At 69.5% G+C, this 26,111-nt stretch carries 28 protein-coding genes; 10 read left to right on the top strand and 18 right to left on the bottom strand.

Going from position 1 to position 26,111, the window contains the following annotated elements; all coding sequences use genetic code 11:
* Nucleotides 1-257: 257 nt before the first annotated feature.
* The 6 genes from HMH01_RS14595 to HMH01_RS14570 form a co-directional block, all read right to left on the bottom strand.
* Nucleotides 258-1,757 carry a M10 family metallopeptidase C-terminal domain-containing protein gene (locus tag HMH01_RS14595; RefSeq protein WP_171326492.1) on the bottom strand — a complete coding sequence of 500 codons (1,500 nt, stop codon included), beginning with the start codon at nt 1,755-1,757 and terminating at the stop codon, nt 258-260.
* Between the two features lie 133 nt (nt 1,758-1,890).
* Complete coding sequence (gene ychF, locus HMH01_RS14590; RefSeq protein ID WP_171326491.1) at nt 1,891-2,988, bottom strand: redox-regulated ATPase YchF; 1,098 nt, start codon at nt 2,986-2,988, stop codon at nt 1,891-1,893.
* 71 nt (nt 2,989-3,059) lie between these two features.
* Nucleotides 3,060-3,503, bottom strand: a complete 444-nt coding sequence (locus HMH01_RS14585) for a baeRF12 domain-containing protein (RefSeq protein WP_171326490.1) — start codon at nt 3,501-3,503, stop codon at nt 3,060-3,062.
* Complete coding sequence (locus HMH01_RS14580) at nt 3,500-4,192, bottom strand: phosphoribosyltransferase (protein ID WP_343035326.1); 693 nt, start codon at nt 4,190-4,192, stop codon at nt 3,500-3,502. Before HMH01_RS14580 ends, HMH01_RS14585 begins: the two co-directional genes overlap by 4 nt.
* 14 nt (nt 4,193-4,206) lie before the next feature.
* Complete coding sequence (locus tag HMH01_RS14575) at nt 4,207-4,788, bottom strand: HPF/RaiA family ribosome-associated protein (RefSeq protein ID WP_171326489.1); 582 nt, start codon at nt 4,786-4,788, stop codon at nt 4,207-4,209.
* A gap of 74 nt (nt 4,789-4,862) precedes the next feature.
* Nucleotides 4,863-5,729 carry a helix-hairpin-helix domain-containing protein gene (locus tag HMH01_RS14570; RefSeq protein WP_171326488.1) on the bottom strand — a complete coding sequence of 289 codons (867 nt, stop codon included), beginning with the start codon at nt 5,727-5,729 and terminating at the stop codon, nt 4,863-4,865.
* Between the two features lie 163 nt (nt 5,730-5,892).
* Between HMH01_RS14570 and HMH01_RS14565 the strand changes: the two genes are divergently transcribed.
* The gene (locus tag HMH01_RS14565; protein ID WP_171326487.1) at nt 5,893-6,564 is read left to right on the top strand and encodes a L,D-transpeptidase family protein; all 672 of its coding nucleotides are present in this window, start codon (nt 5,893-5,895) and stop codon (nt 6,562-6,564) included.
* Between the two features lie 6 nt (nt 6,565-6,570).
* Here HMH01_RS14565 and HMH01_RS14560 read toward each other — a convergent pair whose 3' ends face one another.
* Nucleotides 6,571-6,996, bottom strand: coding sequence for a Fur family transcriptional regulator (locus HMH01_RS14560; protein WP_171326486.1), 426 nt, complete (start codon nt 6,994-6,996; stop codon nt 6,571-6,573).
* A gap of 145 nt (nt 6,997-7,141) precedes the next feature.
* Here HMH01_RS14560 and HMH01_RS14555 point away from each other — a divergent pair, with 145 nt between their 5' ends.
* The 5 genes from HMH01_RS14555 to HMH01_RS14535 all read left to right on the top strand — a co-directional run bounded on the left by HMH01_RS14555 (nt 7,142) and on the right by HMH01_RS14535 (nt 11,622).
* Nucleotides 7,142-8,113 carry a metal ABC transporter solute-binding protein, Zn/Mn family gene (locus HMH01_RS14555; protein WP_171326485.1) on the top strand — a complete coding sequence of 324 codons (972 nt, stop codon included), beginning with the start codon at nt 7,142-7,144 and terminating at the stop codon, nt 8,111-8,113.
* A complete protein-coding gene (locus HMH01_RS14550) occupies nt 8,110-8,904 on the top strand; it encodes a metal ABC transporter ATP-binding protein (RefSeq protein WP_171326484.1) in 795 nt (264 codons plus the stop codon). The genes HMH01_RS14555 and HMH01_RS14550 overlap by 4 nt, the downstream gene beginning before the upstream one ends.
* 1 nt (nt 8,905) lies before the next feature.
* The gene (locus tag HMH01_RS14545; protein ID WP_171326483.1) at nt 8,906-10,111 is read left to right on the top strand and encodes a metal ABC transporter permease; all 1,206 of its coding nucleotides are present in this window, start codon (nt 8,906-8,908) and stop codon (nt 10,109-10,111) included.
* On the top strand, nt 10,108-11,040 hold the full coding sequence (locus HMH01_RS14540; protein ID WP_171326482.1) for a metal ABC transporter permease: 933 nt from the start codon (nt 10,108-10,110) through the stop codon (nt 11,038-11,040). Before HMH01_RS14545 ends, HMH01_RS14540 begins: the two co-directional genes overlap by 4 nt.
* Before the next feature lie 75 nt (nt 11,041-11,115).
* Nucleotides 11,116-11,622 (top strand): flavin reductase family protein, encoded by a 507-nt coding sequence (locus HMH01_RS14535; RefSeq protein ID WP_171326481.1) that lies wholly within the window; start codon nt 11,116-11,118, stop codon nt 11,620-11,622.
* Nucleotides 11,623-11,628: 6 nt separating this feature from the next.
* On the opposite strand, the gene HMH01_RS14530 is transcribed toward HMH01_RS14535, so the two are convergent.
* The gene (locus tag HMH01_RS14530) at nt 11,629-12,477 is read right to left on the bottom strand and encodes a patatin-like phospholipase family protein (RefSeq protein ID WP_171326480.1); all 849 of its coding nucleotides are present in this window, start codon (nt 12,475-12,477) and stop codon (nt 11,629-11,631) included.
* An 11-nt stretch (nt 12,478-12,488) separates the two neighbouring features.
* Nucleotides 12,489-13,454, bottom strand: a complete 966-nt coding sequence (trxB, locus tag HMH01_RS14525) for a thioredoxin-disulfide reductase (protein ID WP_171326479.1) — start codon at nt 13,452-13,454, stop codon at nt 12,489-12,491.
* Nucleotides 13,455-13,649: 195 nt separating this feature from the next.
* Between trxB and HMH01_RS14520 the strand changes: the two genes are divergently transcribed.
* Nucleotides 13,650-14,150 (top strand): winged helix-turn-helix transcriptional regulator, encoded by a 501-nt coding sequence (locus HMH01_RS14520; RefSeq protein ID WP_171326478.1) that lies wholly within the window; start codon nt 13,650-13,652, stop codon nt 14,148-14,150.
* A gap of 65 nt (nt 14,151-14,215) precedes the next feature.
* Here the strand turns inward: HMH01_RS14520 and recQ are convergent, their stop codons facing one another.
* From recQ to HMH01_RS14505, 3 genes are all read right to left on the bottom strand, one after another.
* Nucleotides 14,216-16,279: a DNA helicase RecQ gene (recQ, locus tag HMH01_RS14515; protein ID WP_216366861.1), complete on the bottom strand. Its 2,064-nt coding sequence runs from the start codon at nt 16,277-16,279 to the stop codon at nt 14,216-14,218.
* 89 nt (nt 16,280-16,368) lie between these two features.
* Entirely contained in the window at nt 16,369-16,941 is a 573-nt protein-coding gene (gene rsmD / locus HMH01_RS14510) for a 16S rRNA (guanine(966)-N(2))-methyltransferase RsmD (RefSeq protein WP_171326477.1), read from the bottom strand.
* On the bottom strand, nt 16,941-18,164 hold the full coding sequence (locus HMH01_RS14505) for an NAD(P)/FAD-dependent oxidoreductase (RefSeq protein WP_171326476.1): 1,224 nt from the start codon (nt 18,162-18,164) through the stop codon (nt 16,941-16,943). Before HMH01_RS14505 ends, rsmD begins: the two co-directional genes overlap by 1 nt.
* An 82-nt stretch (nt 18,165-18,246) precedes the next feature.
* Between HMH01_RS14505 and HMH01_RS14500 the strand changes: the two genes are divergently transcribed.
* On the top strand, nt 18,247-18,732 hold the full coding sequence (locus HMH01_RS14500; RefSeq protein WP_171326475.1) for a peroxiredoxin: 486 nt from the start codon (nt 18,247-18,249) through the stop codon (nt 18,730-18,732).
* Nucleotides 18,733-18,754: 22 nt separating this feature from the next.
* Here HMH01_RS14500 and HMH01_RS14495 read toward each other — a convergent pair whose 3' ends face one another.
* The 6 genes from HMH01_RS14495 to HMH01_RS14470 are packed head-to-tail and all read right to left on the bottom strand — an operon-like array spanning nt 18,755 to nt 24,581.
* Complete coding sequence (locus HMH01_RS14495; protein WP_171326474.1) at nt 18,755-19,054, bottom strand: 4a-hydroxytetrahydrobiopterin dehydratase; 300 nt, start codon at nt 19,052-19,054, stop codon at nt 18,755-18,757.
* Nucleotides 19,054-20,229 carry a GNAT family N-acetyltransferase gene (locus HMH01_RS14490; protein ID WP_171326473.1) on the bottom strand — a complete coding sequence of 392 codons (1,176 nt, stop codon included), beginning with the start codon at nt 20,227-20,229 and terminating at the stop codon, nt 19,054-19,056. The genes HMH01_RS14495 and HMH01_RS14490 overlap by 1 nt, the downstream gene beginning before the upstream one ends.
* A gap of 55 nt (nt 20,230-20,284) precedes the next feature.
* Nucleotides 20,285-21,049, bottom strand: a complete 765-nt coding sequence (locus HMH01_RS14485; protein ID WP_171326472.1) for a glycerophosphodiester phosphodiesterase family protein — start codon at nt 21,047-21,049, stop codon at nt 20,285-20,287.
* Nucleotide 21,050: 1 nt separating this feature from the next.
* A complete protein-coding gene (locus tag HMH01_RS14480) occupies nt 21,051-21,515 on the bottom strand; it encodes a RidA family protein (protein WP_171326471.1) in 465 nt (154 codons plus the stop codon).
* A gap of 13 nt (nt 21,516-21,528) precedes the next feature.
* Nucleotides 21,529-22,836, bottom strand: coding sequence for an HlyD family type I secretion periplasmic adaptor subunit (locus HMH01_RS14475; protein WP_171326470.1), 1,308 nt, complete (start codon nt 22,834-22,836; stop codon nt 21,529-21,531).
* Nucleotides 22,833-24,581 carry a type I secretion system permease/ATPase gene (locus HMH01_RS14470; RefSeq protein ID WP_343035323.1) on the bottom strand — a complete coding sequence of 583 codons (1,749 nt, stop codon included), beginning with the start codon at nt 24,579-24,581 and terminating at the stop codon, nt 22,833-22,835. The genes HMH01_RS14475 and HMH01_RS14470 overlap by 4 nt, the downstream gene beginning before the upstream one ends.
* Before the next feature lie 180 nt (nt 24,582-24,761).
* On the opposite strand from HMH01_RS14470, the gene HMH01_RS14465 reads away from it, so the two are divergent.
* On the top strand, nt 24,762-25,487 hold the full coding sequence (locus tag HMH01_RS14465; RefSeq protein ID WP_171326469.1) for an MlaA family lipoprotein: 726 nt from the start codon (nt 24,762-24,764) through the stop codon (nt 25,485-25,487).
* Nucleotides 25,477-26,094, top strand: a complete 618-nt coding sequence (locus tag HMH01_RS14460) for an MlaC/ttg2D family ABC transporter substrate-binding protein (protein WP_171326468.1) — start codon at nt 25,477-25,479, stop codon at nt 26,092-26,094. The genes HMH01_RS14465 and HMH01_RS14460 overlap by 11 nt, the downstream gene beginning before the upstream one ends.
* The last annotated feature ends 17 nt before the right edge of the window (nt 26,095-26,111 follow it).

Genomic DNA, 26,111 nt, shown 5'->3' with positions numbered 1-26,111 from the left:
TGTTGGCGGTCCCTGCCAATGGCAATCCTGCCGTTTGTGATGGGCGCTGGGGTGGGCCCCTCGCTGCCATTCGATGGCGATCTGCTGCACCTTCGCGGTCGTACCGAAGGTGCAGCAGCAGCAGAAGCATGCCTTGCCGACGTTGAACGCCAGAAGCCTTGGGCGTCAGCACCTGAACGCCCCGGCGACGGACTGACCCGATGGAACGGCCTATCCGGCCGGCTGTGGTGGCGCGGACGGCGCAGCTACCTGTCCCGTCAGCCGAAGATGAAACTGTCCGCGGTCAGATCCGTGACATCGTAGGGAACGGCGTCGGGGTGGTGCAGGCGGATCCGCTCGTCGTCGACGAAGATCACGGCGCCCCAGAGCCGACTGGCGATCAGCAGGTCGTCCATGTGGTTCACATAGGCAAAGTCGCTCAGGTCTATCCTGTCGATCCCCGGCTCGAAATCGGCGATGCGGTCGGTCCTGCCATCCTTGATCAATACGAAGGTGTCCTCGCCGAGACCACCGTGAAGCATGTCGCGGCCGCGGCCGTCGATCAGGCGGTCGTCGCCCTCGTCGCCGAACAGCTGGTCCGAGCGGCCAAGACCCCAGAGCACGTCATCGCGGGGCGTTCCCACAAGCTGGTCTGGCACCGGGCCACCCCATATCTCCGAGCCGCTGCGCGAGAGATCGAGTATCAGTTCCGTCACGCCATGTTCCGAGGCAGAGCCGACCTGGACCCGGGCCGTGTCGCCGACCACCCTCACGGCCAGCGATGAAGGGTTGCGCAGGGTCGTGTCGAACCCGTCCGCCAGCGTCTCGAGATGGACGAGGCGGCCGTTCCAGGTCAGCTCGAACAGGGAAACGCCGTCATCGGCCCCGGCCGCGATCACGAAGGACCGATCCGCGGTCTGGAAGGCCTCCATCGCCTGAACGTCCTCGAACCGTGTGGCAAGGGTGTCGATCAGGTGGTCCACCATCTTCATCCGGCCATGCACGGAGAGCCGGAGCACCGAGAGAGAGTCCGTCTGCGAGGCCGCCACGACCACGAAGGCCCGGTCGCCGATCTGAAGGCTGTCGATCTCGGTCACACGGGCGAAGCCCTGGTCTTCCTGCGGGTGGAACCGCTCTATGAACCAGGGCCTGCCGCGCCAGTTCAGGCCCATGGATCCGATCCCCTGATCGAACGCGCTTGCGGCGAAGAGCCAGTCGGAGCCATGGAGATTGGCAGGATGCAGCGCCGTGACGTCCGCTATGGGCCGCGCGTTGATATCGACGAAGGTTTGAAGATGCGCAAGGCCGCCGCCCTGCAACACGTCGAATACTTCCAGCCCGGTGGCGCCGATATTGGCGGAATAGAGCAGGGTGCGGCCGTTGATCTCGTGGGTCGCGCCCACATGGCCGCCGGTGACGAGGGGCCCCGATAGCGGGACACCGGTCGGGGTCAGCGCACCGTCGTCGCCGAAGCTGTAAACCCCGTAGCTGTCATCGTAGCGCCCAAGCGTGACAAGCTGCATCCCAGTCGAAAGCGGCGCCGGGACCAGGTCCGAAAGCACGAATGTGCCGGATGTCGGCGACAGGTTCAGGCGCGCGACAAGTGTCGGGCCGGTGGCGTCGTCCAGCGCAAAGACAGAGACGGCGCCATGCGATTCGGATGCCACGGCAAGATAGAGGCCGGTTCCCGTCTCGATCCATTCGACATCGCTGATACCGTCGAGCGGGTTGTCGGCATCGCCGAATAGAACACGCCCCGTCTGAATGATCCCCGACATTCCGGCCCCCCGACCGCCCCCGCGCCTGTTGGCGCACCCGCGGTCATGCTAGGGAAGGGGTCCGACCACGGAGTTACCGGGAAAGGCCCGAATGCATGGCATTTAAGCTTAATGGCGCTGGGGGATGCGCGCCTCAGGTGTTGAAGAGGAAGTGCATGACGTCGCCGTCCTGCACGATGTAGGATTTCCCCTCGGCCCTCAGCTTGCCCGCCTCGCGGCAGGCGGCCTCTCCGCCCAGGGCGACGAAGTCGTCGTAGGCGATGGTCTCCGCCCGGATGAAACCCCGCTCGAAATCGCCGTGGATGACGCCCGCCGCTTTGGGGGCGGTGGTGCCGGCGGGGATCGTCCAGGCGCGGGCCTCCTTGGGGCCGACGGTGAAATAGGTCATCAGGCCCAGCAGCCCGTAACCCGCCGCGATCAGGCGGTCGAGCCCGGCCTCCTCCAGCCCCATCTCGTCCAGGAACTCGCGGCGCTCGGCATCGTCGAGCTGCGCGATCTCCTCCTCGATGGCGGCAGAGATCACCACGCAGCCTGCGCCCTCGGCGGCGGCCTTTTCCGCGACCTTCGCAGACAGGGCGTTGCCGGTCGCTGCCTTGTCCTCCTCTACGTTGCAGACGTAAAGGACGGGCTTCGCGCTCAGAAGTTGCAGCTGGTTCCAGGCCTTGCTGTCCTCGTCCGACACCTCGACGGTGCGCGCGGGCTTGCCGGACTCGATGGCGGCCTTGGCGCGGTTCAGAAGCCCCTGCTGGACCAGCGCTTCCTTGTCGCCACCCTTCACCTTGCGCGACAGGTTCGCGAGCCGGCGCTCGATGCTGTCCAGATCCGCCAGCATCAGCTCGGTCTCGATCACCTCGGCGTCCTCGACAGGATCGACCCGGCCCGAGACATGGGTGATGTCGTCATCCTCGAAGCAGCGCAGCACATGCGCGATCGCGTCGCATTCGCGGATGTTGGCAAGGAACTGGTTGCCAAGACCCTCGCCCTGGCTTGCACCCTTCACCAGCCCCGCGATGTCCACGAAGGTCATCCGCGCCGGGATGATCTGCTTCGACTGGGCGATATCGGCCAGCTTGTAGAGCCGGGCATCGGGCACCGCCACCTCGCCGACATTCGGCTCGATGGTGCAGAAGGGGAAGTTGGCCGCCTGCGCCGCCGCCGTGCGCGTCAGCGCGTTGAACAGGGTCGACTTGCCCACATTCGGCAGGCCCACGATGCCAGTCTTGAAGCCCATTTCCCCGCCTCGGCGCTGTTCCGGTTTCGCGGCGCTTCTAGGGCTTCGGGACCGGCAGGGTCAAGGGCGGCTCAGGGTTCCGCGTCCCTGATCGTCTTTTCGATGTCGGCGGTGGTGTGGTGGACGTAGTCGCCCAGGATCTCTGCCACCACATGCCTGCGCAGCCCCTCGCCCATGTCGCGGCGCAGTTCGCCCATCGTGCGCGGATCGGCCAGCACCACCATCGGCCGCGCCCGGCCCGGACGCTGGAGCTTTTCCAGATGCCGGGCAAGGTCGCGGGCGAAGGCCGCCTTGCCCAGGGCCTTCCAGTCGGTCTGGCCCATGCTGGCGCGCCGGTCGCCCGATGCCATGGTGCGGCCCGGACGGTCGGCGCCCTGCTCGCGCGTCGGGGGGATGTCCGTCTCCTCCACGTCGCGCACCCGCAGATCGATGCGCAACCCCTCGCCGGCATTCTCGAGCAGCATGTACTTCTCGCCATCGGCCACCACGACCAGCGTCCCGTTCTCAAGTCTCATGCCTTGTCTCCCTTTCCTGCGGCGCCCGAGCGGTAGTGCTCGAGCATCCGCTTCACCTCGTTGTCCGACACCTGGTCGAAGCGCCGGTAATGCGCGCCGACGGCCACGAAATCCGGCGGCGTCTCCAGAACCAGCATAAGGTCCGCGTCCCCGCCGATGGCCGCGCGCGCATCCGCCGGCGCCACTGGCACCGCCAGCACGATGCCGCGCGCGCCCTGACGGCGCAGCGCGGTCAGGGCGGCGCGGGCGGTGGCGCCGGTTGCGATCCCGTCATCCACCACGATCGCGATCTTTCCCGCGACATCCGTGTCGATCCCGTCCGGCAGCCACAGCGCGCGCCGCCGGGCGATCTCGGCCAGCGCCGCGGCCTTGCCGTCCTCGATCTGCGCCTCGGACATGCCGGACATGGCGATCACTTGCTCGTTGCGCACCAGCACCGGGGGCGTGCCGTCGACCACGGCGGCGGCCGCAAGCTCGCTGTGCCAGGGCAGGCCGATCTTGCGCACCAGCACCAGCCCGAGCGGCGCGTGCAGCGCCCTTGCGACTTCCATCGCGACCGGAACGCCACCCCGGGGCAGGGCCACGACGATGCGGGCGTCCCCCGGCCCGCCCAGCGCCGGGTCCCGGCCGATGCGGGCTGCAAGCGCCCGCGCCAATGCCTCGCCTGCCTCCTGCCGGTCCCGGAACACGCGCGGCGGCCCGCTCAGGGCTTGTCGGTGAACGCGGCGCGGGTGATCGGGCGCACCATGCTTGCATGGGGGCCCTTGTCCGCATCCCGCTGGTCGACGGTCAGCTCGACCGTGTCGCCCGGCAATAGGGCGTCGAACCCGTCTCCCAGGACGGCATTGCGGTGGAAATAGATGTTGCGCCCGTCCGTGGTTGCGATCTCGCCGAAGTCCTTGCCGGGTTCGATCCGGGTGATCCGTCCCTGAAGCGGGTGCTCCAGCACCGTGGGTCGTCCGCCGTGCTGTTCCTTCCAGCGCTTGAGCTGGCGCTCCATCGCATCGAAGGCATCGCGCACCGCGACCAGCGGATCCTGATGCGCGCCATCGTCCCCCGGCGATCGCCCGACCGAAAGACGGCCGCCATCCGGCAGTTCGGCGGCGATGTCCACGATGTAGCGCGTGCCCTTCTGGTGGCGCTGATGCGGGGCCCGGATCTTGACCGAGCAGGAGATCAGCTTGTCGCTGAGCCGGTCGAGACGCGTCAGCCGCTCGCGGATGCGCCTCTCGATCCGGACATCGGGATCGATGTCGACGAATGCGATCTGTGGGTCCGTGTGCACGATGGATGCCTTTCCTCTCGGAGAAGGGGCGCCTTGAGCGTCGCAGGACCGGGGCAGGGATGCATTGACCCGCATCAATTCGTAGGCGCCTTGCCGTGGCCCGCCAGTTGCAGGCACTCGGCCTCGCGTCCGCGCACGACGCGCCGCCCCTTCAGCGGGCCGCGCGTTTCGGTGACGACCGTGCGCTGACCCTCGCCGGTCGCGTCATGTGAGAAATGGATCACCACCCAATCGCCGGTACGGCCAAGCCGATGCGCAAGCCCGGTGTTCGAGTGAAGCGCCGTGAAGGACCAGCCGTCGCGATCAGCGTGCAGGATCGGCAGCCAGGCCCTGCCGTCGGGGTTGAAGCGCCGGGGCGCGATCTGCGGCAGGCGTCCGGCCGCGGCCTCTGCGCGGTAGTGCGCGTCGATCTCCAGCAGCAGGCCGACGCCGGGCTCTTGCCCGGTGTCCGAACGCACCCGGCTGCGCCGCGCCAGCCGTTGCGCCAGGCTGTCGCGGATTGCCTGCGCCCTGCGCGGCCCGATGCCATGCAGCCCTTCCAGCTGCCCGTCATGGGCGGCGACCTCCAGCGCCTCCAAAGTGTCCACATGCAGCGTTTCATGGAGCGTGCGTGCAAGCGCAGGCCCGATGCCGGGCAGGGTGCGGAACAGCGCCTCGGGCGCGCTGTCCCCGCGCAGCCGTTCCAGTTGCGCCCATCGTCCGGTGGACAGCATTTCGACGATGGCCCGGCTCAGCCGCTCGCCGATATCGGGCAGGGCGATGAGCGCCGCACGGCCGCCCTCGGCGTGGATGTCGGCGACCGGGCGTCCCAGACCCCTGAGCCGTGCTGCCGCATCGCGGTAGGAGCCGACACGGAACCGGTCCGCCCCCTGCGCCTCCAGCAGATCCGCCGCCTCGTCAAGACGGGCGGCGATCGCCGTGTTGTCCTGCATCCGCTTCATGCCCCGATGCTACGCGCGCCGGCGCGGCGCCGGTTTGACCGAGGTCAAGGCCACCCCCGATACCTTGACGCGGGCCTGGCCCGTGTCGGGACAGGACCGTTGTTTCCCGATGCGCAGTCCCCCGCCTTTCGTGATGGGGGCCGCGTTTCTCTAGCTGGCGCTGATGCCCGGTTGCGGCCCGGCAGGCAACTACCCGCGCCGGCTGGACAGGGCCGGCATCGCCCATGTCGTGCCCGACAGCGGCAAGGCGGTGCTTGTGAACATCCCCGCATTCGAGCTGATCGCCTTCGAGGACGGGGCGCCCGCGCCGCGAAGCCGCGTCATCGTCGCCATCCCCTCGCATCCGACCCCGGTGATCGGGACCCATACCACCTCTGTCCGGTTTCGCCCGACCTGGCGGCCGACACAGGCCATGGTCGCAAGCGGCGAGTATCGGGACCGCGCCTGGCCGCCGTGGCCCTCAAATCCGCTCGGGCTGCTGGCGGTGCGGCTGGCGCCGGGTCTGCTGGTCTACCTGCACGACACCGACCGAAGGGACTTGTTCGCCGAGGATCACCGCGCCCTGTCGCATGGCTGCGTCCGCGTGCCGGACTGGGCGGGGCTGGCGGCATGGCTGCTGGACAACGACCGGGAGACGGTCACGGCACTGGTCGAGGGGCGCCGGCCCTTCGACGTGCCGACGCCGCGCGTCCCTGTCACGTTGGGCTACTACACGCGTTTTCCCGATGCCCGGGGTCGCATCGTCGAATATCCCGATAACCATGACCGGGCGGGGCGGGGCGCGGCAACCGGTCCCGCGTCTGGCGGATGCGATCCACGGATCGGGCCCGGCTGAGCCCCGTCAGCGCTTGCGGCAGTAGAGTTCCAGCTTGTGGTGCACCACGTCATACCCCAGCTCGGCCGCGATCTCGGCCTGGAGCCGCTCGATCTTTTCCGACCGGAACTCGATCACCGCGCCGGTATCCATGTCGATGATGTGGTCGTGATGGGGGCTGTCGGCGGTCTCGAAGCGGGCGCCGCCCCCTTCGAATGTCAGGCGGTGGATGACGCCATGCGCCTCCAGCGCCGAGAGCGTGCGATAGACCGTGGCAAGCGACACCGTCGGATCCATCTCGCGCGTGCGGCGGTGCAATTCGTCGGCGGCCGGATGATCGTCCGATTCGGCCAGCACGCGCAGGATCGCGCTGCGCTGGCGCGTGATCCGCATGCCGTCGGCACGCAGGGCCTGCTCCATCTCGTCGATCTGCTGGTGCGCCGGTCCGTTCATGCGAACCATGTTTACCGCGCGCGAAAATGTGCGCAAGCTCCAGTTGCGAATAATTCTCAATTGCATTGACTTTCCAGGTTAAGCCGGCATATGACGTGAAAGACCGGCGGCCGGCCCCGCGCCCCGGTCGCGGAGACATTCACGGATGACGACCACAAGGCGCACGCTTCTCGGCCTCCTTCCCGTCCTCGCGCTCGGCAGTGCCGCGGCGCGCGGGTCCACGCCTCTCTCCATTGTCGCGACAACCGGGATGATCGCCGATGCGGCCCGTGTCATAGGTGGCGCGGCAGTCGATGTGCGCGCGCTGATGGGGCCGGGGATCGACCCCCATTCCTATCGGCAGACCCGGACCGATATCGTGGCGCTGGCGCGCGCCGAACTCGTGCTCTGGCATGGCCTCTATCTCGAGGCGCAGATGGAGGAGTTCCTTCTCGATCTGGCCGCCCGCCAGCCGGTCGTCGCTGTCGCCGAAAGTCTTCCCGAGGCGCGCCTGATCGGGCACGAGGACTACGCCGGCCGTCGCGATCCCCATGTCTGGATGGACCCCACCCTCTGGGCCGGGGCCGTCACCCGGATCCGCGACGCGCTTTCCGAGGTTCGCCCCGACGAGGCTGCCGACTTTGACGCCCGGGCCGCGGCATATCTGGCCGAACTGGACCGGCTGGCCCGATACAGCACGGACGTGCTGTCCTCGGTCCCCGAACAGGCGCGGGTGCTGGTCACAGCGCATGACGCCTTCCGCTATTTCGGCGCTGCCTATGGCTACGAGGTCGTTGGTATCCAGGGCATCTCGACCGAATCCGAGGCCGGGCTCGCGCGGATCGGCGAACTGGTGGACATGCTGGTCGAACGCCGCATCGGCGCTGCATTCGTGGAAAGCACCGTCTCGGACCGCAACATCCGCGCCCTGATCGAGGGGGCGGCCGCCAAGGGTCACACGGTGCGCATCGGCGGGGAACTCTACTCCGACGCGATGGGCCCCGACGGCAGCTACGAGGGCACCTATCTCGGCATGATCGACCACAATGTCAGCACCATCGCCGCAGCCCTTGGCGGCAGTGTTCCCGAACGCGGCATGGACGGTCGGCTGTCCCGCCCGGTCGAGGGGGCGGCATGAGCGCAGCGCCAGCCCTGGTGCGGGCCGACCCGCCGGATCTTGCGGCAAGCCCGCTGGCGATCCGGGGCCTGACGGTGGCCTATGGCGAGAAACCGGCGGTATTCTCGGTCGATGCGACCGTCGCGCCGGGCAGCATGACGGCGATCATCGGGCCGAACGGCGCGGGCAAGTCCACGCTTCTCAAGGCGGCGCTGGGCATCCTGCGGCCCGTCTCCGGCAGCGTGACCGTCTTCGGCCAGCCGCTCGAACAGCAGCGCGGGCGCATCGCCTATGTCCCCCAGCGCGCCAGTGTCGACTGGGATTTCCCGACCCGGGTGATCGACGTCGTCCTGATGGGCCTGTCGCGGGAACTTGGCCTGCTGGGTCGCATCCGCGCCGCGCACATGGCCCGCGCAAGGGATTGCCTTACACGGGTGGACATGGCGGGCTTTGCCGACCGCCAGATCGGTCAGCTTTCGGGCGGCCAGCAGCAGCGGGTGTTCCTTGCCCGGGCGCTGGCGCAGAACGCGGATCTCTACCTGCTCGACGAGCCCTTCGCCGGGGTGGATGCAGCCACCGAGAAGGCGATCATCGCCGTCCTGAAGTCGCTCAAGGCAGAGGAACGGACGGTCGTGGCCGTGCATCACGACCTGTCCACCGTGGCCGAGTATTTCGACCGCGTGCTTCTGCTGAACGTGCGCTGCATCGCCGAGGGACCGGTGGCCACCGCCTTCACCCCGGAAACGCTCCAGGCAGCCTATGGCGGGCGGCTCGCCACCGCGCAGATCGACCGGATCGCCGCCGGGGGATGACATGCTTCTCGAGGCGCTGACCCTGCAGCTTGGCTACAACGCCGCCCTTGTCGCGGCAGGTGCGGCGCTGCTGGGAATCGCTGCGGGGGTCACCGGCACCTTTCTCTTCCTGCGCAAGCGGGCGCTGGTCAGCGACGCGATCAGCCACGCGACGTTGCCCGGCGTGGGGCTTGCCTTTCTGGTCATGGTCGCGCTCGGGCTGGATGGCCGCTGGCTTCCGGGCCTGCTGGCCGGTTCTGCCCTGTCGGCGTTTGTCGGGCTATTGCTGGTGCAATGGCTGACCGGCCGCACCCGCCTGTCCGAGGATGCGGCCATCGGCGCCGTGCTGTCGGTGTTCTTCGGCGCGGGCATCGTGCTTCTGACCGTGATCCAGACGCTTGGCGCGGGCCGCGCGGCGGGGCTCGAGGATTTTCTTCTCGGGGCGACAGCCGGCATGCTCTGGTCCGACGCGCTGACCATCGCGCTGGGCGGCCTTCTCGTGCTGCTTGCCGTGGGCGCGCTGCACCGCCCGATGCTGCTGACCGCCTTCGATCCCGAATATGCCCGCAGCATCGGCATCGACATCCGCCGTGCCGATCTTGCCATGATGGCGCTCGTACTTGCCGTGACCGTGATCGGCCTGAAGATCGTGGGCCTTGTCCTGATCGTGGCGCTGCTCGTCATCCCCCCGGTCACCGCGCGCTTCTGGACCGACCGCGCCGGGCATGTGGCGCTGATCGCGGGCGGGGCAGGGGGGCTGTCGGGCTATCTGGGCGCGGCGCTTTCCGCCACGGCGCCCGCGCTACCGACCGGCCCCATCATCGTGCTGGTGGCTTTCGCGCTCTTTGCGCTCTCGCTCCTGCTGGCTCCGGGGCGCGGCGTTCTGGCCGCGGCCGTGCGCCATCGCCGCTTTCGCGACCGGGTGCACCTGCGGCAGGGGCTGCTGGCAATTGCCCAGGGCCAGGCAATCCACGAGCCGCTGACGCTGCGGCTTCTGCGCCGGGCAGGACTGATCCGTGCCGACGGTGTTCCCACCCAGGCGGGCCGGGCGCGCGCAGCCCGCGCCCTGCGCGACGAGGCGCGCTGGCGCATGGCCCGACGGATGGCGGCACATGACGACACCCTCTCGCCGCATGACGGCCTCGAGGAAATCGAGAGCGTGCTCACCCCGGACCAGATCGCCGAGATCGACCGCCGCCTCGGCCCGCCGCAGGCGCTGCCGGCATGAGCGGCGCGGAGTTCGTCCCCTTCAGCCTGACGCCGCTCCTGATCGGTGTCCTTTCCGCCATCGCCTGCGCGCTGCCGGGCAATTTCCTGCTGCTGCGCAAGCAGGCGCTTATCGGCGACGCGATCAGCCATGTGGCCCTGCCCGGCATCGTCGTGGCCTTTCTCGTGACCGGCACCGTCGCCGCCTGGCCCATGCTGATCGGGGCCGCGGGGGCGGCCGTGGTCGCCGTGGTGATGATCGAGACGATCCGCCGCCTCGGCCGGATCGAACCCGGCGCCGCGATGGGCGTCACCTTCACCGCGCTCTTCGCCGCCGGCGTGCTGCTGCTGGAGCAGTCCGACACCTCCTCGGTCCACCTGGATGTCGAGCATGCGCTCTACGGCAATCTCGAGACGCTGATCTGGCTGGACGCCACCGGCTGGGGCTCGCTCATCGATCCCGCTGCGCTGGCCGGCCTGCCGCCGGAACTGCTCCGCATCGCGTTGACCTGCGCGGCGATGCTGGCGCTTCTGCGACTGTTCTGGCGCCCGCTCAAGATCTCGACCTTCGACGAGGGCTTCGCCGCCACCCTCGGTCTGCCGGTGGGGGCGATCGGCGTCGGCCTGGTGATCGCGGCCGCCGTGGCCGCGGTGGCGGCCTTCGACGCGGTCGGCTCGATCATCGTGATCGCCATGTTCATCTGCCCGCCCGCAGCCGCCCGCCTGGTCACCAATCGGCTGGAGCGGCAGATCGCCTGGTCCGTCCTGTTCGCGGCGCTTTCGGCCATCTTGGGCTATGTCCTTGCCGGTTATGGCCCGCTCTGGCTTGGCGCAAGGGACGCGGTCAGCGCCGCCGGCATGATCGCCACCGTCTCGGGTCTCATCCTGGGCCTTGCGGCCGTCTTCGGCCCCTGCCGCGCGCGCGCCGGGGCGCCGGCCTCCGGAAACTGACTGTCGCCACGCGCGCGGGATTTGTCCTGACGCCGGTCCCTCCTATCTTGCAGTGCAACAGACAGGAGAGTTGCGATGCAGCCCGACGCCCAGAGCCCGTCCCTTCCCGATCCGCAGGAGTTCCGGCGCGCGCTGGGCTGCTTTCCCACCGGCGTGGCGGTCGTCACCACCCTCGATCCCGACGGGCGCCCGGTCGGCCTGACCGTCAGTTCGTTCAATTCCGTCTCGCTCGATCCGCCGCTCGTGCTCTGGAGCATCGCGCTCCGCGCGTCCAGCCTCCCGTCCTTCCAGCGGAACCCGCATTTCGCGATCAACGTGTTGGCGGTCGGGCAGTCCGACCTGCCGGGCATCTTCTCTTCGCGGGTCGAGGATCGCTTCGCGGGCCTCGACTGGCAGCCCGGCCTGCACGGGATCCCGGTCCTGCCCGACAGCGCCGCAAGCTTCGAGTGCGGCGTCTACAACCGCTGCGACGGCGGCGATCACGAGGTGATCCTGGGCCGTGTCCTGCGCTTCGCTGCCAGCGACCGCACGCCGCTGGTGTTCGGCAAGGGCCGCCTTGCACCCCTGATGGCGGCAGAATAGGCGGCGCTAGTCCCCGGTGACGACAACGGGCCGGGGGCGCTCGGCCTCCTCGGTCCATCCCTCCAGCAACCGCTGCAACTTTTCCGCTGCCGGGGCCGACGCGTCGAGGATCTCGCGCAGGCGGTGAAACTCCAGCGCCCGGAAACGCCCGGCGCCCGACCGCACCAGCATCTCCGGCGCCTCGGTCCGCATCCGCAACTCGAGCATGGCGCGCATCATCACCTGCATCGCACCCATGGTGCATTCGATGGTGCCGGGCACTTCGCCTGCATCCCCGTTCGGCGTCTCGGTCGCCATGTCGACGGCGATGACCATTGCCGCGTCCGGCAGGGCGTCGAAGGGCAGGTTGTTGACCACGCCCCCGTCCACATAGACCCGACCCCCCAGCGCATGGGGGCGAAAGACGCCCGGAATCGCGATGGAGGCCGCCAGTGCCGGCCGCAGCGGGCCGCTGTCGAAGATCTTCTGCTCCTGCGCGTGGTAATCCGTCGCGATCACCCGCAGCGGGATTTCCAGATCCTCGAACCGTTCCGGCACGCCGTCGGGCAGGAACGCCTCCACCATCCTGAGCGGGTCCATCGCCGGCAGGCTGCCCAGCCCTTCCAGCCCCATCGCGCCCGTGACGCGCCGCAGCAGCGACCAGCGATCGCCCAGCACCCCCTCCAGGTGTCGCCGCATCGCCGCCCCGTCCATGCCGGACGCGTGGCAGGCGCCGATCACGGCCCCCATCGAGGTGCCCGCGACCGCCACCGGCCGCAGTTCCAGCCGGTCCAGCACTTCAAGTATCGGCACATGCCCCAGCGCCGCGGCGCCCCCGCCGCTCAGCGCGAGCGCGAATTCCCCCAGCTGGCCCAAGGACGCCGGTCCTATTCGGCGGCCTTCGCCGCACCCGCGTCCAGTGCCGCAAGATAGCGCTCGGCATCGAGCGCTGCCATGCAGCCCATCCCGGCGCTGGTCACCGCCTGGCGATAGACATGATCCGTCAGGTCGCCGGCCGCGAACACGCCCGGGATCGAGGTGCGGGTCGTGCCCGGTTCCACCTTCACATAGCCGCCGTGATGGGTCTCGAGCTGGTCGCGCACCAGCTCCGAGGCGGGGGCATGACCGATCGCGATGAAGAGCCCCTTGCAGGGCAGCTCGCGCAGCGACCCGTCGCGCACGTCGCGCAGCCGGACCCCCTCGACACCCAGCGGGCTGTCGGTGCCCAGCACCTCCTCTATCTCGTGGAACCAGAGCGTCTCGATCTTCGGATTGGCGAACAGGCGCTCCTGGAGGATCTTCTCCGCGCGCAGCGTGTCCCGGCGATGGACCAGCGTCACCCTGGATGCGAAATTGGTCAGGAACAGCGCCTCCTCGACGGCGGTGTTGCCGCCGCCGACGACCACGATCTCCTGGCCGCGGTAGAAGAACCCGTCGCAGGTCGCACAGGCGGACACGCCGAAGCCCTTGAACCTGTCCTCCGAAGCCAGCCCCAGCCATTTCGCCTGCGCCCCCGTCGCAAGGATCAGCGCATCCGCGGTATAGGTCGTCCCGCTGTCGCCCGCGGCCACGAAGGGCCGCGCCTGCAGATCCAGCCGCGAGATGTGGTCCTGCACGATCTCGGTGCCCATGGCCTTGGCATGCGCTTCCATCCGCACCATCAGGTCGGGGCCCTGAACCTCGGTGTCGCCGGGCCAGTTCTCCACCTCCGTGGTGGTGGTCAGCTGTCCGCCCGGCTGGATCCCCTGCACCAGCACCGGGTTCAGCATGGCGCGCGCACCATAGATGGCGGCGGTATAGCCGGCGGGGCCGGAACCGATGATCAACAGGCGGGTGTGGCGGGTCTCGGACATGGCGCAGCTCCTTCTCGCACGCGTCTCGTGCAGGCATGGCCCCGTATATAGGCCGATCGGCGGGGCCGTGGAACCCCGGCCGAGCCGTCGGATCCTGCCGGTCTCGCGATTAAATCATTGCGCAAGCTTGAAACAATCTTGCGCAATATGCCGGTGCTGGTAAAATAACCTTCGATTTCCAGGGGGACCCGTTCCGTGCCAAGCGTCAAGCTCGATCCGATCGACCGCAAGATACTCGCTGAACTGCAGGCCGATGGCCGGATGACCAATGTCGAGCTGTCGCGCCGGGTGGGCATCTCGGCGCCGCCCTGCCTGCGGCGCGTGCGCACCCTCGAGGAGACGGGCTTCATCGAGGGATACCACGCCCGCGTCAACGGCCGCGGACTCGGCTTCGAGGTGCAGGTCTTCGCCATGGTCAGCCTCACCAGCCAGGCCGAGGCGGTGCTCTCCGCCTTCGAGGCCCGTGCCCGCTCCTGGCCCCTGGTCCGCGAATGCCACATGCTGAACGGCGAGATCGACTTCATCCTCAAATGCGTCGCCCCCGATCTCTCCACCTTCCAGAGCTTCCTCACCGAGGAACTCACCGCAGCCGACCATGTCGCCAGCGTCAAGACCTCCCTCGTGATCCGCTGCGCCAAGGACGAGCCCGGCGTCCCCTTCGAGATCGTCGAGGAACGCGCCGCCATGGAGGATTGAGCGCCCCCGCGCCCGCCTTCCACTTTCCTCAAATATCCCCGCCGGAGGCATCCGGCGCCGGCACCCTAGTCCTCGGTCAGGATGGCGAGAAAGGCCGTCCCGAACCGCGCGGTCTTCTGCGCGCCCATCCCCGGAACCGCCTCCAGCGCCGCCATCGAGCCCGGGCGCGTCTCGGCGACCTTCACCAGCGTCGCATGGGTGCAGCCAAGGTATTTCTCGAGCCCGCTCTCGCCACGCGCAAGCCGCACCATCTCGGCATGCAGCCGGTCGAACAGGTCCGCCGCGCCGCGCCCGGCGATCCTGCGCCGTGCCGGGTGCAGGGCGGCCACCGATGCGCCCGTGACGACCTCCAGGAACACCTGCCCGTAGCGCTCCAGCTTGGTGTCGCCCACGCCGGGCACCTGCCGCATCGCATCCAGCGTCGCGGGCCTCCGGGCGGCCATCTCGGCCAGCGTGCGGTCGGGAAAGATCACATAGGCCGGAACCTTCGCCGCCTCGGCCAGCGCCCGCCGCCGCGCCTTCAGCGCCGCGAAAAGGGCCGCGTCCTCCTCGTCGACCAACGCCCGCGGGGCCACCGTGACGGCCCGCGCCGCCCCTTCCAGCCGGTCGCGCCGCAGCTCCAGCCCCGCTTCGCCGCGCAGCAAGGGCCGCGCCGCCTCGGTCAGGCGCAACGCGCCGTGGCGCGTCACGTCGGGGCGCAGGTAGTCCAGGCCCATCAGCTGGCGAAAGATCACCTGCCACTGTGCCTTGGACAGATCCTTTCCCACCCCGAAGGTGGGCAACTCGTCATGGCCGCGCTCGCGCATCCGCTCGGTCCGGACGCCGCGCAGGAGGTCGATCAGGTGGCCCGAGCCGAAACTCTGGCCCGTGCGCAGCACGGCCGAAAACGCCTTCTGCGCCGCTTCCGTCGCGTCGTGCAACTCGGGCCGCTCGCGGCAGGTGTCGCAGCCGCCGCAATCATCCTCGGGCGTCTCGCCGAAATAGGCCAGCAGCGCCCGCCGTCGGCAATGCGGGGTTTCCGCCAGGCCCAGAAGCGCGTTCAGCCGCCCGTGATCGGCCTCCTTGCGCTCGTCGGGGGCAAGGCTTTCGTCGATCTGGGCCCGGCGCAGGCGGATGTCGTCGGCGCCGAACAGGGTCAGCGTCTCGGCCGGCAGCCCGTCCCGCCCGGCGCGTCCGATCTCCTGGTAATAGGCCTCGATGGATTTCGGCAGGTCGGCATGAACGACATAGCGGATGTCCGGCTTGTCGATCCCCATGCCGAAGGCGACGGTGGCGCAGACGATCAGCCCGTCCTCGCGCTGGAACCGCGTCTCCGCGTGGCGGCGTGCATCGGCCTCCATGCCGGCGTGATAGGCAAGTGTCGAATGCCCCGCCTCTCCCAGGGCGCGGGCCAGCGTTTCGGTCCGGGCGCGGCTTGCGCAATAGACGATCCCGGACTGGCCCCGCCGCGCGTTCACGAAATCCAGCAACTGCGCGCGCGGGTTGTCCTTGGGCCGGAAAACCAGGTCCAGGTTCGGCCGGTCGAAGCCGCGCAGGAACACCTCCGGCGTCTCCGGAAAGAGCCGGGTGACGATCTCGGCCCGGGTCTCGGCATCCGCGGTCGCGGTAAAGGCGGTGACCTGGCAGCCAAGCCGTTCGCGCAGCCGCCCTATCTCCAGGTAGTCGGGGCGGAAGTCGTGGCCCCACTGGCTGACGCAGTGCGCCTCGTCCACCGCGATCATCGTCGGCCGCACCCGGCGCAACAGCGCCTCGGTCCCGGCCCGCGCCAGCCGTTCGGGCGCCATGTAGAGCAGCTTCAGCCGCCCGGCATCGAGCGCGGAGAAGATCTCCTCCGCCTCCGCCTCGTCGGTGGCCGAGGTCAGCGCCCCCGCGCTCACGCCCGCCTCGCGCAGCGCGCGCACCTGGTCGCGCATCAGCGCGATCAGCGGCGATACGACCACCGTCACCCCCTCGCGGGCCAGCGCCGGCAACTGGTAGCACAGCGACTTGCCGCCCCCCGTGGGCATGATCGCCAGCACGTCGCGCCCGGCGCAGACGGCGCTGACGATTTCTTCCTGCCCGGGGCGGAAACTGTCGAAACCGAAGACCGACGACAGCAGCGCGCGCGGCTCGCTCACCCGGCTATCCATGGGCGGCATCCTCGGTCGGGGCGGGGGCAAATCGGCTCATGGCTCCGTGATAGGCGACCCTGCGGCAACTGGCCAGAGGCGCTGCCGCGTCAGTCCGGATCGCCCAGCCGAAAGATGCGGATCTGCGTCTCGCCGTAGCGCCGGTCATCCAGCGGCACAAGCCCCGCGGGCGGCGTTACGCTGGCCCCCGCGGCCTCTTCCCAGACGATCAGCGCACCCGGGGCGATCCAGCCCCCCGCCAGCGCCGAGACGAGCGCCCGTTCCCCGAACCCCTTGCCATAGGGTGGATCGAGGAACACCAGCCCGTAGGGCGCGCCCCGGTTTTCGCCCAGCCGTGTCGCGTCGCGGCGATAGATCTTCGTCGTCCCGATCGCCCGCAGCCGGTCTGTATTCTCGCGGATCAGCGCCCGCGCCTTGGCGCCGTCATCGACGAACAGCACATGGGCCGCGCCCCGGCTCAGCGCCTCGAAGCCCAGCGCGCCGGTGCCCGCGAACAGGTCGAGCACCCGCGCGCCTTCGAGCGGGGGATAGTCGCCATGCGCCAGCAGGTTGAAAAGGCTCTCGCGCACCCGGTCCGAGGTCGGGCGCAGATGCGCCTCCGGGTCCCCCTTGCCAACCGAGGCGAGCGCGGTGCCGCGAAATCTGCCGCCGACGATCCGCATCAGCCTGCCGCGATCTCTTTCAGGTCGCGCGCGGGCTCCGCGATCTCGTCCGGGGCGGGGGACAGCCCCGCCTCGATCCAGCGCTTCGCGGTCATGTAGGCGCGCGGGTCGTTCATCGCGTCCACCGCCAGCAGGCGCTCGCCCCTGAAGTACCACACCGACAGGGCGCCCTCGCGCGCACCCTTGCGGGTCACGACCCGGTCATGGCCGGTGTTCAGTCCCGCGATCTGCAACTTGACGTCGTACTGGTCGGACCAGAACCAGGGCTTGGCCACATAGGGCGGCGCGTCGGGGTCCAGCATCGCGGCCGCCACCGCTTCGGCCTGCTCGATGGCGTTGGGCACGCTTTCCAGCCGCAGCCGTCCGCCCTGCCACGGGAACGAGGTGCAGTCGCCGGCGGCGAAGATGTCGGGGTCGCTGGTCCGGCCGTTGGCGTCCACCGCGATCCCGTTGTCGATGGCAAGGCCCGCCGCCTCGGCCAGCGCGGTGTCGGGCGCGATGCCGACCCCGGCGATCGCGAAATCCACCTCCAGCGTGGTGCCGTCCGACAACTCTGCCCCCGCCACGCGCCCGTCCGCGCCCGGCAGCAGCCGGACGAGGCCGACGCCCTCGCGCAGGTCGACGCCATGGGCGCGGTGCAGGTCGCGGAAATAGGCAGCCGTGGCGTCGGAGGCGACACGGCCCAGGATGCGGGGCGCGGCCTCGATCAGCGTCACATGCAGGCCCTTCGACGCCGCGACCGCCGCCGCCTCCAGCCCGATATAGCCGCCGCCCACGACCAGCACCCGGGCGCCATCGCGGAATTCGGGCGCCATGGCATCGACATCCGACAGCCCGCGTACCACGAAGACGCCCGGCAGATCGCCGCCCATCGCCGCGGGCAGGCGGCGCGGGACAGAACCCGTGGTCAGCGCCAGCCGGTCGTAGTCCAGCCGCTCGCCCCCCTCCAGCAGCACGGCCTTGCCGGCCCGGTCGATCCCCGTCACCCGGCATCCCAGCCGCAGCGTGATGCCCTGCTCGGCGTAAAAGGCGGGCGGGCGCAGGAACAGCCGCTCCAGCGCCATTTCGCCCAGCAGGTATTTCTTCGAAAGCGGGGGGCGCTGATAGGGCGGATGCGCCTCGGCCCCGATCAGCGTCAGATCGCCGGCATGGCCCAGCGCGCGCAAACGCTCGGCCAGGCTGGCGCCGGCCTGACCGGCCCCGACAACGACGATCCGTGTCATCGATTTCCTCTCGCGTTTTCCGCTGGCGCCCCTATATGGCGCAACGAACCAAGGGTTTCCATTGCAAAAGGATCGACCAGACATGCCCCTGAATACCGGCGACCGCCTTCCCGACAGCGCTTTCCTCATCATGGACGAGGACGGCCCGCGCGCCGTGCAGGTCGCCGATCTTCTCGGCTCGGGCCGCGCGGTGCTGTTCGGGATGCCCGGCGCGTTCACCGCGACCTGCTCGGCGGTGCACATCCCCAGCGTGATCCGCAACATGGACGCGATCCGCGCCAAGGGCGTCGATACCGTGGGCATCGTGTCGGTCAACGACCCCTTCGTGATGAAGGCCTGGGGCGCGTCGAACGGGGCCACCGCGGCTGGCATCACCATGCTGGCCGACCCCGAGGCAAGCTTCAGCCAGGCGATCGGCACCTTCTCGGCGCCCGACCGGGGCCTGCTGAACCGCTCGATCCGCTACTCGCTGATCGTCGAGGACGGCAAGGTCGCGCATCTCAACATCGAGGAAGGCCGCGGCTCCTGCGACATCTCGGGCGGCGACCGCATCGTCGAGCTTCTCTGATCCCGACGCCCCGCGCCGCGGCTCAGTCCCCGGCGCGGGCATCCATCTCGGCGGCAAGCCGGGCATCGAGCGCGGTCAGCCCGCCCGCGTCATGGGTGGTCAGCACCACCTGCACCCGGTTGTAGACATTCCGCCATTCGGGGTGGTGGTTCATCTTCTCGGCAACCGCAGCCAGGGCGGCCATCCAGCCGAAGGCGGTCGGGAAATCCGCAAAGCGGAATTCCTTGACCAGTGCGTCCCGCTCGGCGTCCAGACTCCAGCCCGTCTCGAGCAGGGGGGCCAGCGCGGTGTCGCGCGCATCGCCAGTCAGTTTCTCGGCCATCATTCTTCTCCTTTCGTCTTGCGGAAGGGACCGTAGGTCGTCAGCACCTCGATTTCCTCGTCGGTTGCGTCGCGCTCGGCCTGAAGGTAGCGGGCGACCGCGTTGGCAAAGCCCGGCTCGGCGATCCAGTGCAGGGACCAGGTGGGCACGGGCAGGTAGCCGCGCGCCAGCTTGTGGCTGCCCTGCGCGCCCGCCTCGACCCGGCTCAGGCCATGGGCGATGGCATGGTCGATGGCCTGGTAGTAGCACGCCTCGAAATGCAGGCAGGGGTGATCCTCGATGCAGCCCCAGTAGCGCCCGAAAAGCGTATCGCGCCCGATGAAGTTCAGCGCGCCCGCGACCGGGCGCCCCGCGCGTTCGGCCAGCACCAGCATCATCAGCTCGGGAAAGCGCGCATGCGCCAGGTCGAAGAAGCGCCGCGTCAGATAGGGCGTGCCCCATTTGCGTGCGCCGGTGTCCTGGTAGAACCGCCAGAACGCATCCCAATGCGCCGGTTCGAAGCCCTCCCCGGTGATCTGGCGGATCGTGCCGCCAAAGGCTTGCGCCGTCTCCCGCTCCTTGCGGATCGTCTTGCGCTTGCGCGAGGACAGGTCGGCGAGGAAGGCGTTGAAATCGCGGTAGCCCCGGTTCTCCCAATGAAACTGCTGCGTGACCCGCTGCAACAGCCCCATCTCGCCGCCACGGGCCCATTCCTCCTCGGTGCAGAAGGTGACATGGAACGACGAAAGCCGGCTCTCCTGCGCCAGTTGCAGCGCGCCCTGGACCAACGCGGCGGTGCCGGTCCCCTCCCAGCCGGGGCGGGTCAGGAAGCGCCGCCCGGTCGCCGGGGTGAAGGGCACGGCGCCCTGTAGCTTGGGGTAATAGCGCCCGCCCGCCCGCTCATAGGCATGGGCCCAGTTGTGATCGAAGATGTACTCGCCCTGGCTGTGCCCCTTCAGGTAGAGGGGCATCACCGCGATCGTCTCGCCCGACAGCCGGGCCACCAGGTGGCGCGGTTGCCAGCCGGTGCCCGGCCCGACCGAGCCCGACTCCTCGAAGGCCAGCAGCACCCGGTGCGTGGTGAAGGGATCGACGGGCCAGCCCCCGCCCGGGTTGGCGCAGGCGTCCCAGTCGGCCGCGTCGATGCGGTCGAGGCCGGAAAGCACCGTTATCTCGATCTGGTCCTGGCCGTCCATGGCTGCCCTTGCTGCTGGTCCCCAGCGATACCAGATGGGCGCCAGCGCGTCGCGGTCAATGCGCCAGCGCGGCCGCGTAGCCCTCGAAGGTGATGTTGTCCGCCAGCCGCCGCGCCTCGGCCTCCTCGGCCGCGGAACGGATGGTCCAGCACAATATCGGCACCTGCCGGGCGCGCAGGCCGTGGATCGGCGTGCGGTCCAGGTCGCGCCAGTTGCAGGACACGAAACTGGCCCCGACGCGGTCGAAATCCGCGATGGCGGACAGTTCCAGCCGCCGGGCTTCGGGCACGGTGTCGTACTCCGCCTCGTCGAAGGATTCGGTCACGATCCCGCGCGCGATCCCGGGGGCGGCCTTGCCGAAGGCCGCGACGGAATGGGGATTGAAGGACATCACCGCGACCGGCCCGCCGTAGCCCGCCAGAACCCCGGCGACCGCCTGCTCCAGCGCGCCGACATCCGGCCCCAGCGTTCCGTCCTGGTCCTTGATCTCGACCAGCAGCGGCACGCGACCGCCCACGACGTCGAGGATATGGGCCAGCGTCGGGATCCGGTCGGTCCCGCCGGTCAGGGCGATCCGGCCCAACTCACCCGCGCTCAGGTCGGTGATGTTCCCCTCGGCCCCGGTCAGGCGCGAAAGCCTTGCGTCGTGGAACACCATCGGCACGCCCTCGGCCGAGGGCTGGATGTCGATCTCGATCCCGTAGCCCGCCGCGATGGCGGCGCGCACGGCGCTTTCGCTGTTCTCGATCACGCCCCTCGCGCGGTCATGCAGGCCGCGATGGGCGATGGGCAGGCGCAGGAAATCGGGATGCGGGGTCATCTCAGGCCAGCCGGAAGATGCCTTCGATCTCGACCTGCACGTTGAACGGCAACGAGCCCGACCCGACCGCGGCGCGCGCATGGCGGCCCTTGTCGCCGAACACCTCGACCATCAGGTCCGAGCACCCGTTCACCACCGCCGGGTGCTGGCCGAAATCGGGCACGGCGTTGACGAAGCCGGTCAGCTTGACCACCTGCGCGACCCGGTCCAGATCGCCGCCGGCGGCCTTGCGCAGCTGCGCGATCAGCGCCAGCCCGCAGGCCCGCGCCGAGGCCTGCGCCTCCTCCAGCGACACTTCGGCGCCGACCTTGCCCACGCGCAGCCCGTTCGCGTCGCTGCTGACCTGGCCCGAGATGAACACCATGTCACCGGCCACCACGAAGGGGACGTAGTTCGCGGCGGGGGCGGGGGCGTCGGGCAGGGTGATGCCAAGCTCGGCGAGGCGGGCGTCTATGATGCCGGTCATGAAGGGCTCCGGTTCAGGTTTCGCGGAAGGCGCGGTTGAAATAATCGGCGAGCGGCTTGACCAGGTAGTTCAGCGGCGTCCGCTCTCCTGTCCGGATATAGGCCTCGACGGGCATCCCCGGCAACAGCTGACGGTCGCCCAGCTTGTCGGTTTCGCCGGGTAGCGGCAGAAGCTCGGCGGTGTAATAGGCGATTCCCGTGTTCTGATCGGTAAAGGCGTCGGCCGACACGCGGGTGACGACCCCCTCGATTTCCGGCGTCATCCGCTGGTCGAAGGCGGGAAAGCGCAGCGACGCCGCCTGCCCGACCCGGACCTGGTCGATGTGGATCGTCTCGATCCGGGCGGCGATCACCAGCGGTTCGTCCTGCGGCACCACATACATCAGCACATCCGCCGGTCGCACCACCGCGCCCACGCTATTGACCTGCCGGCCATAGACGATGCCCGAGACCGGCGCCCGCACGTCCAGCCGCGACAGGGTTTCCAGCATGGCAAGGCGGCGCTCGCGCAGCTCGAACTCGCGCACCTCGAGGTCGCGCAACTCGGCGATGGCCTCTTCGCGCAGGGTCGAGGTCAGGCGCAGGATCTGGATCCCCGTCTCCGAGATCTGGGCCCGTGCCTGCGCCTCGCGCGCCTGCAACTCCCCCACCAGCCCGCCCAGCCGGGCGCTTTCGCGCTTCAGCGCCAGCACCCTCCCGGCCTGGGTCAGGCCCCGTTCCAGCAGGCTCTGCTGATCGGCCAGTTCCTCGCCGATCAGGCTGCGCTGCTCGCTCAACGCGGCGATCTGGGCGCCGACGCCCTCGATCTGGCGCTCGATCTGGCGGATCCGTTCGCGCAGCTGGTCGGCCTCGGCCTCGGCGCTGTCACGGCGGGCGAAGAACAGCTGGCGCTGGCCGTCGATCAGCTCCTGCACGTCGCGGCTTCCGGTGGCCGCCGCCAGCAGGTCGGGCGCGAATTCCGGCGCGTCGGCACCGTCGCGTTCCGCGACCAGGCGGGCCTTGCGGGCCAGCCCCTCGAACAGCTGCGCCTCGATGATCGCCAGCTCCGAGCGGAGCAGCGTGTCGTCGAAGCGCAGAAGCACCTCGCCGGCCGTCACGTCCTGCCCTTCGATCACGCGGATATCGCCGATCACGCCGCCGTCGGGATGCTGCACCGCCTGGCGGTTGCCTTCGACCTCGATCATGCCGCCGGTCACCACCGCGCCCGAGATCCGCGCCATCGCGGACCAGCCGCCAAGGCCGATGACAAGGATCGCCAGCGCCGCGAAGCCCAGCGCCACGGGCCGTGCGGCGCTGAACGCCCCGGGCCTGCGCGCGGTCATTTCCGTCCCTCCGCCCCGATGGCGCCGGCCACCTTGTCGTAGTTGACAAGCTGGGCGCGCAGCACCTCGTCGCGCGGCCCATAGGCCTTGCGCAGCCCGCCCTCCAGCACGAGGATCCGGTCGCATTCGGCGATGCCCGCGGGCCGGTGGGCCATGATCACGACCGAACGCCCCGCCTCCTTCATCTGGCGGATGGCGGCGTTCAGCGCCTGCTGGCCCGCCGCGTCCAGATTGGCGTTAGGCTCGTCCAGGATCAGCAACGCCGGGTCGCCATACATCGCCCGCGCAAGCCCGATGCGCTGCTTCTGCCCCCCCGACAGCCGGCTGCCGCCTGCGCTCAGCAGGGTGTCGTATCCGTCGGGCAGGCCCAGGATCATCTCGTGCGCGCCCGCGCGTTTCGCCGCATCCACCACGGCGGCGGCATCGGGCTCTTCCGCAAGCCGGGCGATGTTCTCGGCGATGGTGCCGGGAAACAGCGCCACGTCCTGCGGCAGGTAGCCGATCGCGCGGCCCAGCGCCTCGGGCGCATAGCGGTCGAGCGTCGCGCCATCCAGCCTTACCTTGCCCGAGGCGGTGGGCCAGATCCCGGTGATCGCCCGTGCCAGCGTGGACTTGCCCGAACCCGACGGGCCGATCACCCCCAGCGCCTGCCCCGGCTCCAGCCGGAAGCCCACCATCCGCAGCGTGGCCGTCTTCTCGCCCGGCGGCACGACCGTCACCTGGTTCACGTCCAGAATGGCGCGCGGCGCGGGCAGCGGCGTCGGTTCCGCCGGCGGCGGCGTTGCGGCAAGCAACTCGGTCAGCGCCTGCCACCCCTCGCGCGCGCGCTGGAACAGGGGCCAGCCGCCGATCGCCAGTTCCACCGGCGCCAGCGCCCGGCCCAGCAGGATCGAGGCGGCGATCATCGCACCCGCGGTCAATTGCGCCTGCAGCACCAGCCAGGCGCCCAGCGCCAGCATGGCGGATTGCAGGAAGAACCGGAACGACCGCGAGAAACTGGCAAAGCCGCCGCTGCGGTCCGCCACCGCAAGCTGACCCTCAAGCGCCTTGTCCCGGCTCTGCCGCCAGCGCGCCAGCACCGCCGGACGCATGCCCAGCCCCTGGATCAGTTCCGCCTCCTCGCGCAGATGGTCGGCCAGCGCGTGCGACTGCGCCGAGGCGGCCGCCGCCTCCCGGTTGGGGCGCGCGGTGGTGACCTGGTTCAGCAGGGTGACACCCACCAGGACCAGCCCGCCCGCCACCGCAAGCCAGCCCAGCAGCGGGTGGAACAGAAAGATCGCCAGCAGGAAGACCGGCGCCCAGGGCAGGTCGAAGATCGCGAAGAAGACCGGCGCCGAAAGGAACTTCTGCACCGCCTCCAGATCGCGCAGGCCGGTGGCCGGACGGCCCCGTTCGGGCGGGGACACGGCGCGGCGCAGGATCGACTCGAAGACCCGCGCATCCAGCGCATCCTGGAAGCGCGCGCCCATCCGGGCGGCGATCCGCCCGCGGGCATGGTCGAGCAACCCCATCAGCAGATAGAGCGCCGCAACCAGCACGAACAGCGCCGCCAGGGTCGCCTCGGACCGGCTGGCAAGCACGCGGTCGTAAATCTGAAGCATGAACAGCGGCCCGGTGAGCATCAGCAGGTTCACGAAAACGCTGAACAGGCCCACCGACAGGATCAGGCCGCGCCCGCGCCCCATCGCGGCCGCCATCTCTGCCGCGACGTCGGCCCTGGACTTGCGTTGCGCGGGTGTGAGCATGGGCCTGCCTCTCGCGGAAAAACCGTCAATCTTTCGTCGCCTTTGGCCGCCGCTCAGTATATGCGAGTGCGCACGATAAGCATCACTTTCTGCGGAGCGTCGGTTACAGACTGATCCCGCCCGCGTATATGATCGTGCCGCCACCGAGGTTGACGAATGTTTGAGACAATGCGTTTTTCCGTGCTCCCGCGTCTTGCGGCCCTTGGCCTGCTGGCGGCCCTCGCTGCGGGCTGCACCCGCTCTGATGTGCCCGCTGGCGAGACGCCCGATCCGTTCGAGAACGTGAACCGCTCTGTGCACGCCTTCAACAAGGGGCTCGACCGCAACGTGCTGCGGCCGTCGTCGGACGTGTATGTCACGGCGGTCCCGCAGCCGGCGCGAAAGGGAATAAGCAACGGCGTCAATACCTTGTCGCAGCCGGTCTACTTCGCGAACCACCTGCTCCAGGGCGATATCGAGGATGCGGGCGGCGCGCTCACGCGGTTTCTGCTGAACGGGTTCTTCGGTCTCGGCGGCATGCTCGACGTGGCAAGCGAGGCGGGCGTCTTCGACAATCCGACCGATTTCGGAGAGACCATGGCCGTCTGGGGCGTGCCGTCGGGGCCTTACGTCGAACTTCCGGTCTTTGGTCCCAGCACGGTGCGCGACAGTTTCGGCCGCGTGGTGGACCGCGTCGGCGACCCGGTCCCGGGCGCGCTGCCCGACGGCTCCACGGGCTATCTCGTCGCCGCAGAGGTGGCGGATGTCCTTCAGATCCGCAGCGATCTGGGCCGCGTGATCGACGCGTTGCTCTACGAATCGGCGGACAGCTATGCTGCCGCCCGTATCGCCTACCTGCAGAACCGCTCGCGCGCCGCGAATGACGGCGTGAGCGCGGAAGAACTGGAGAACCCCTATGACTTCTGACCTTTTCCGACCCGGCCGCCGGGGCTTTCTGACCGTCGGCCTTGCCGCGGCCGGCGTGGCACTGGTGCCGCTGCGGGCATCGGCGCTTACCACCAACGAGGCGACCGCGCTGATCCAGCAGGCCGTGGACGAGTTGATGGCGGTGGTGAACTCGAACGCCTCGGAAAGCCAGGCGATCGGCTCGTTCGAGCGGATCTTCGCCCGCTACGCCGACGTGCCCGTGATTGCCCGCTCGGTGCTGGGGCAGCCGTGGCGCAGCGCCAGCGCGGCGCAGCAGAACGCCTTCGTCGCGGCCTTCCAGTCCTACCTGGCGCGCAAGTACGGCGCCGAGTTCCGCGAATATCGCGGCGCCCAGTTCAACGTGACCGGCGCCCGCGACGAGGGCGACCGCGGCATCCTGGTCAGCGCGGCGGTGACCTTCCCCGGCAGCGCGCCGATCCGCGTGGACTGGCAGGTCAGCGACCGCTCGGGCAGCCCCAGGCTGTTCAACCTGTTCATCGAGGGCGTGTCGATGCTCTCGACCGAACGCAGCGAGGTGCGCGCCATCCTCGAGGCGAACCGCAACAGCATCGACGGCCTGATCGCGGACCTGCGCAGCCGCGGCTGAACCCGCCCTCGCGGCGC

Source organism: Halovulum dunhuangense (genome assembly GCF_013093415.1).
GTDB lineage: Bacteria > Pseudomonadota > Alphaproteobacteria > Rhodobacterales > Rhodobacteraceae > Halovulum > Halovulum dunhuangense.
The sequence above is the reverse complement of the archived record's forward strand: the minus strand, read 5'-3'. Positions and strand labels throughout refer to the sequence as shown.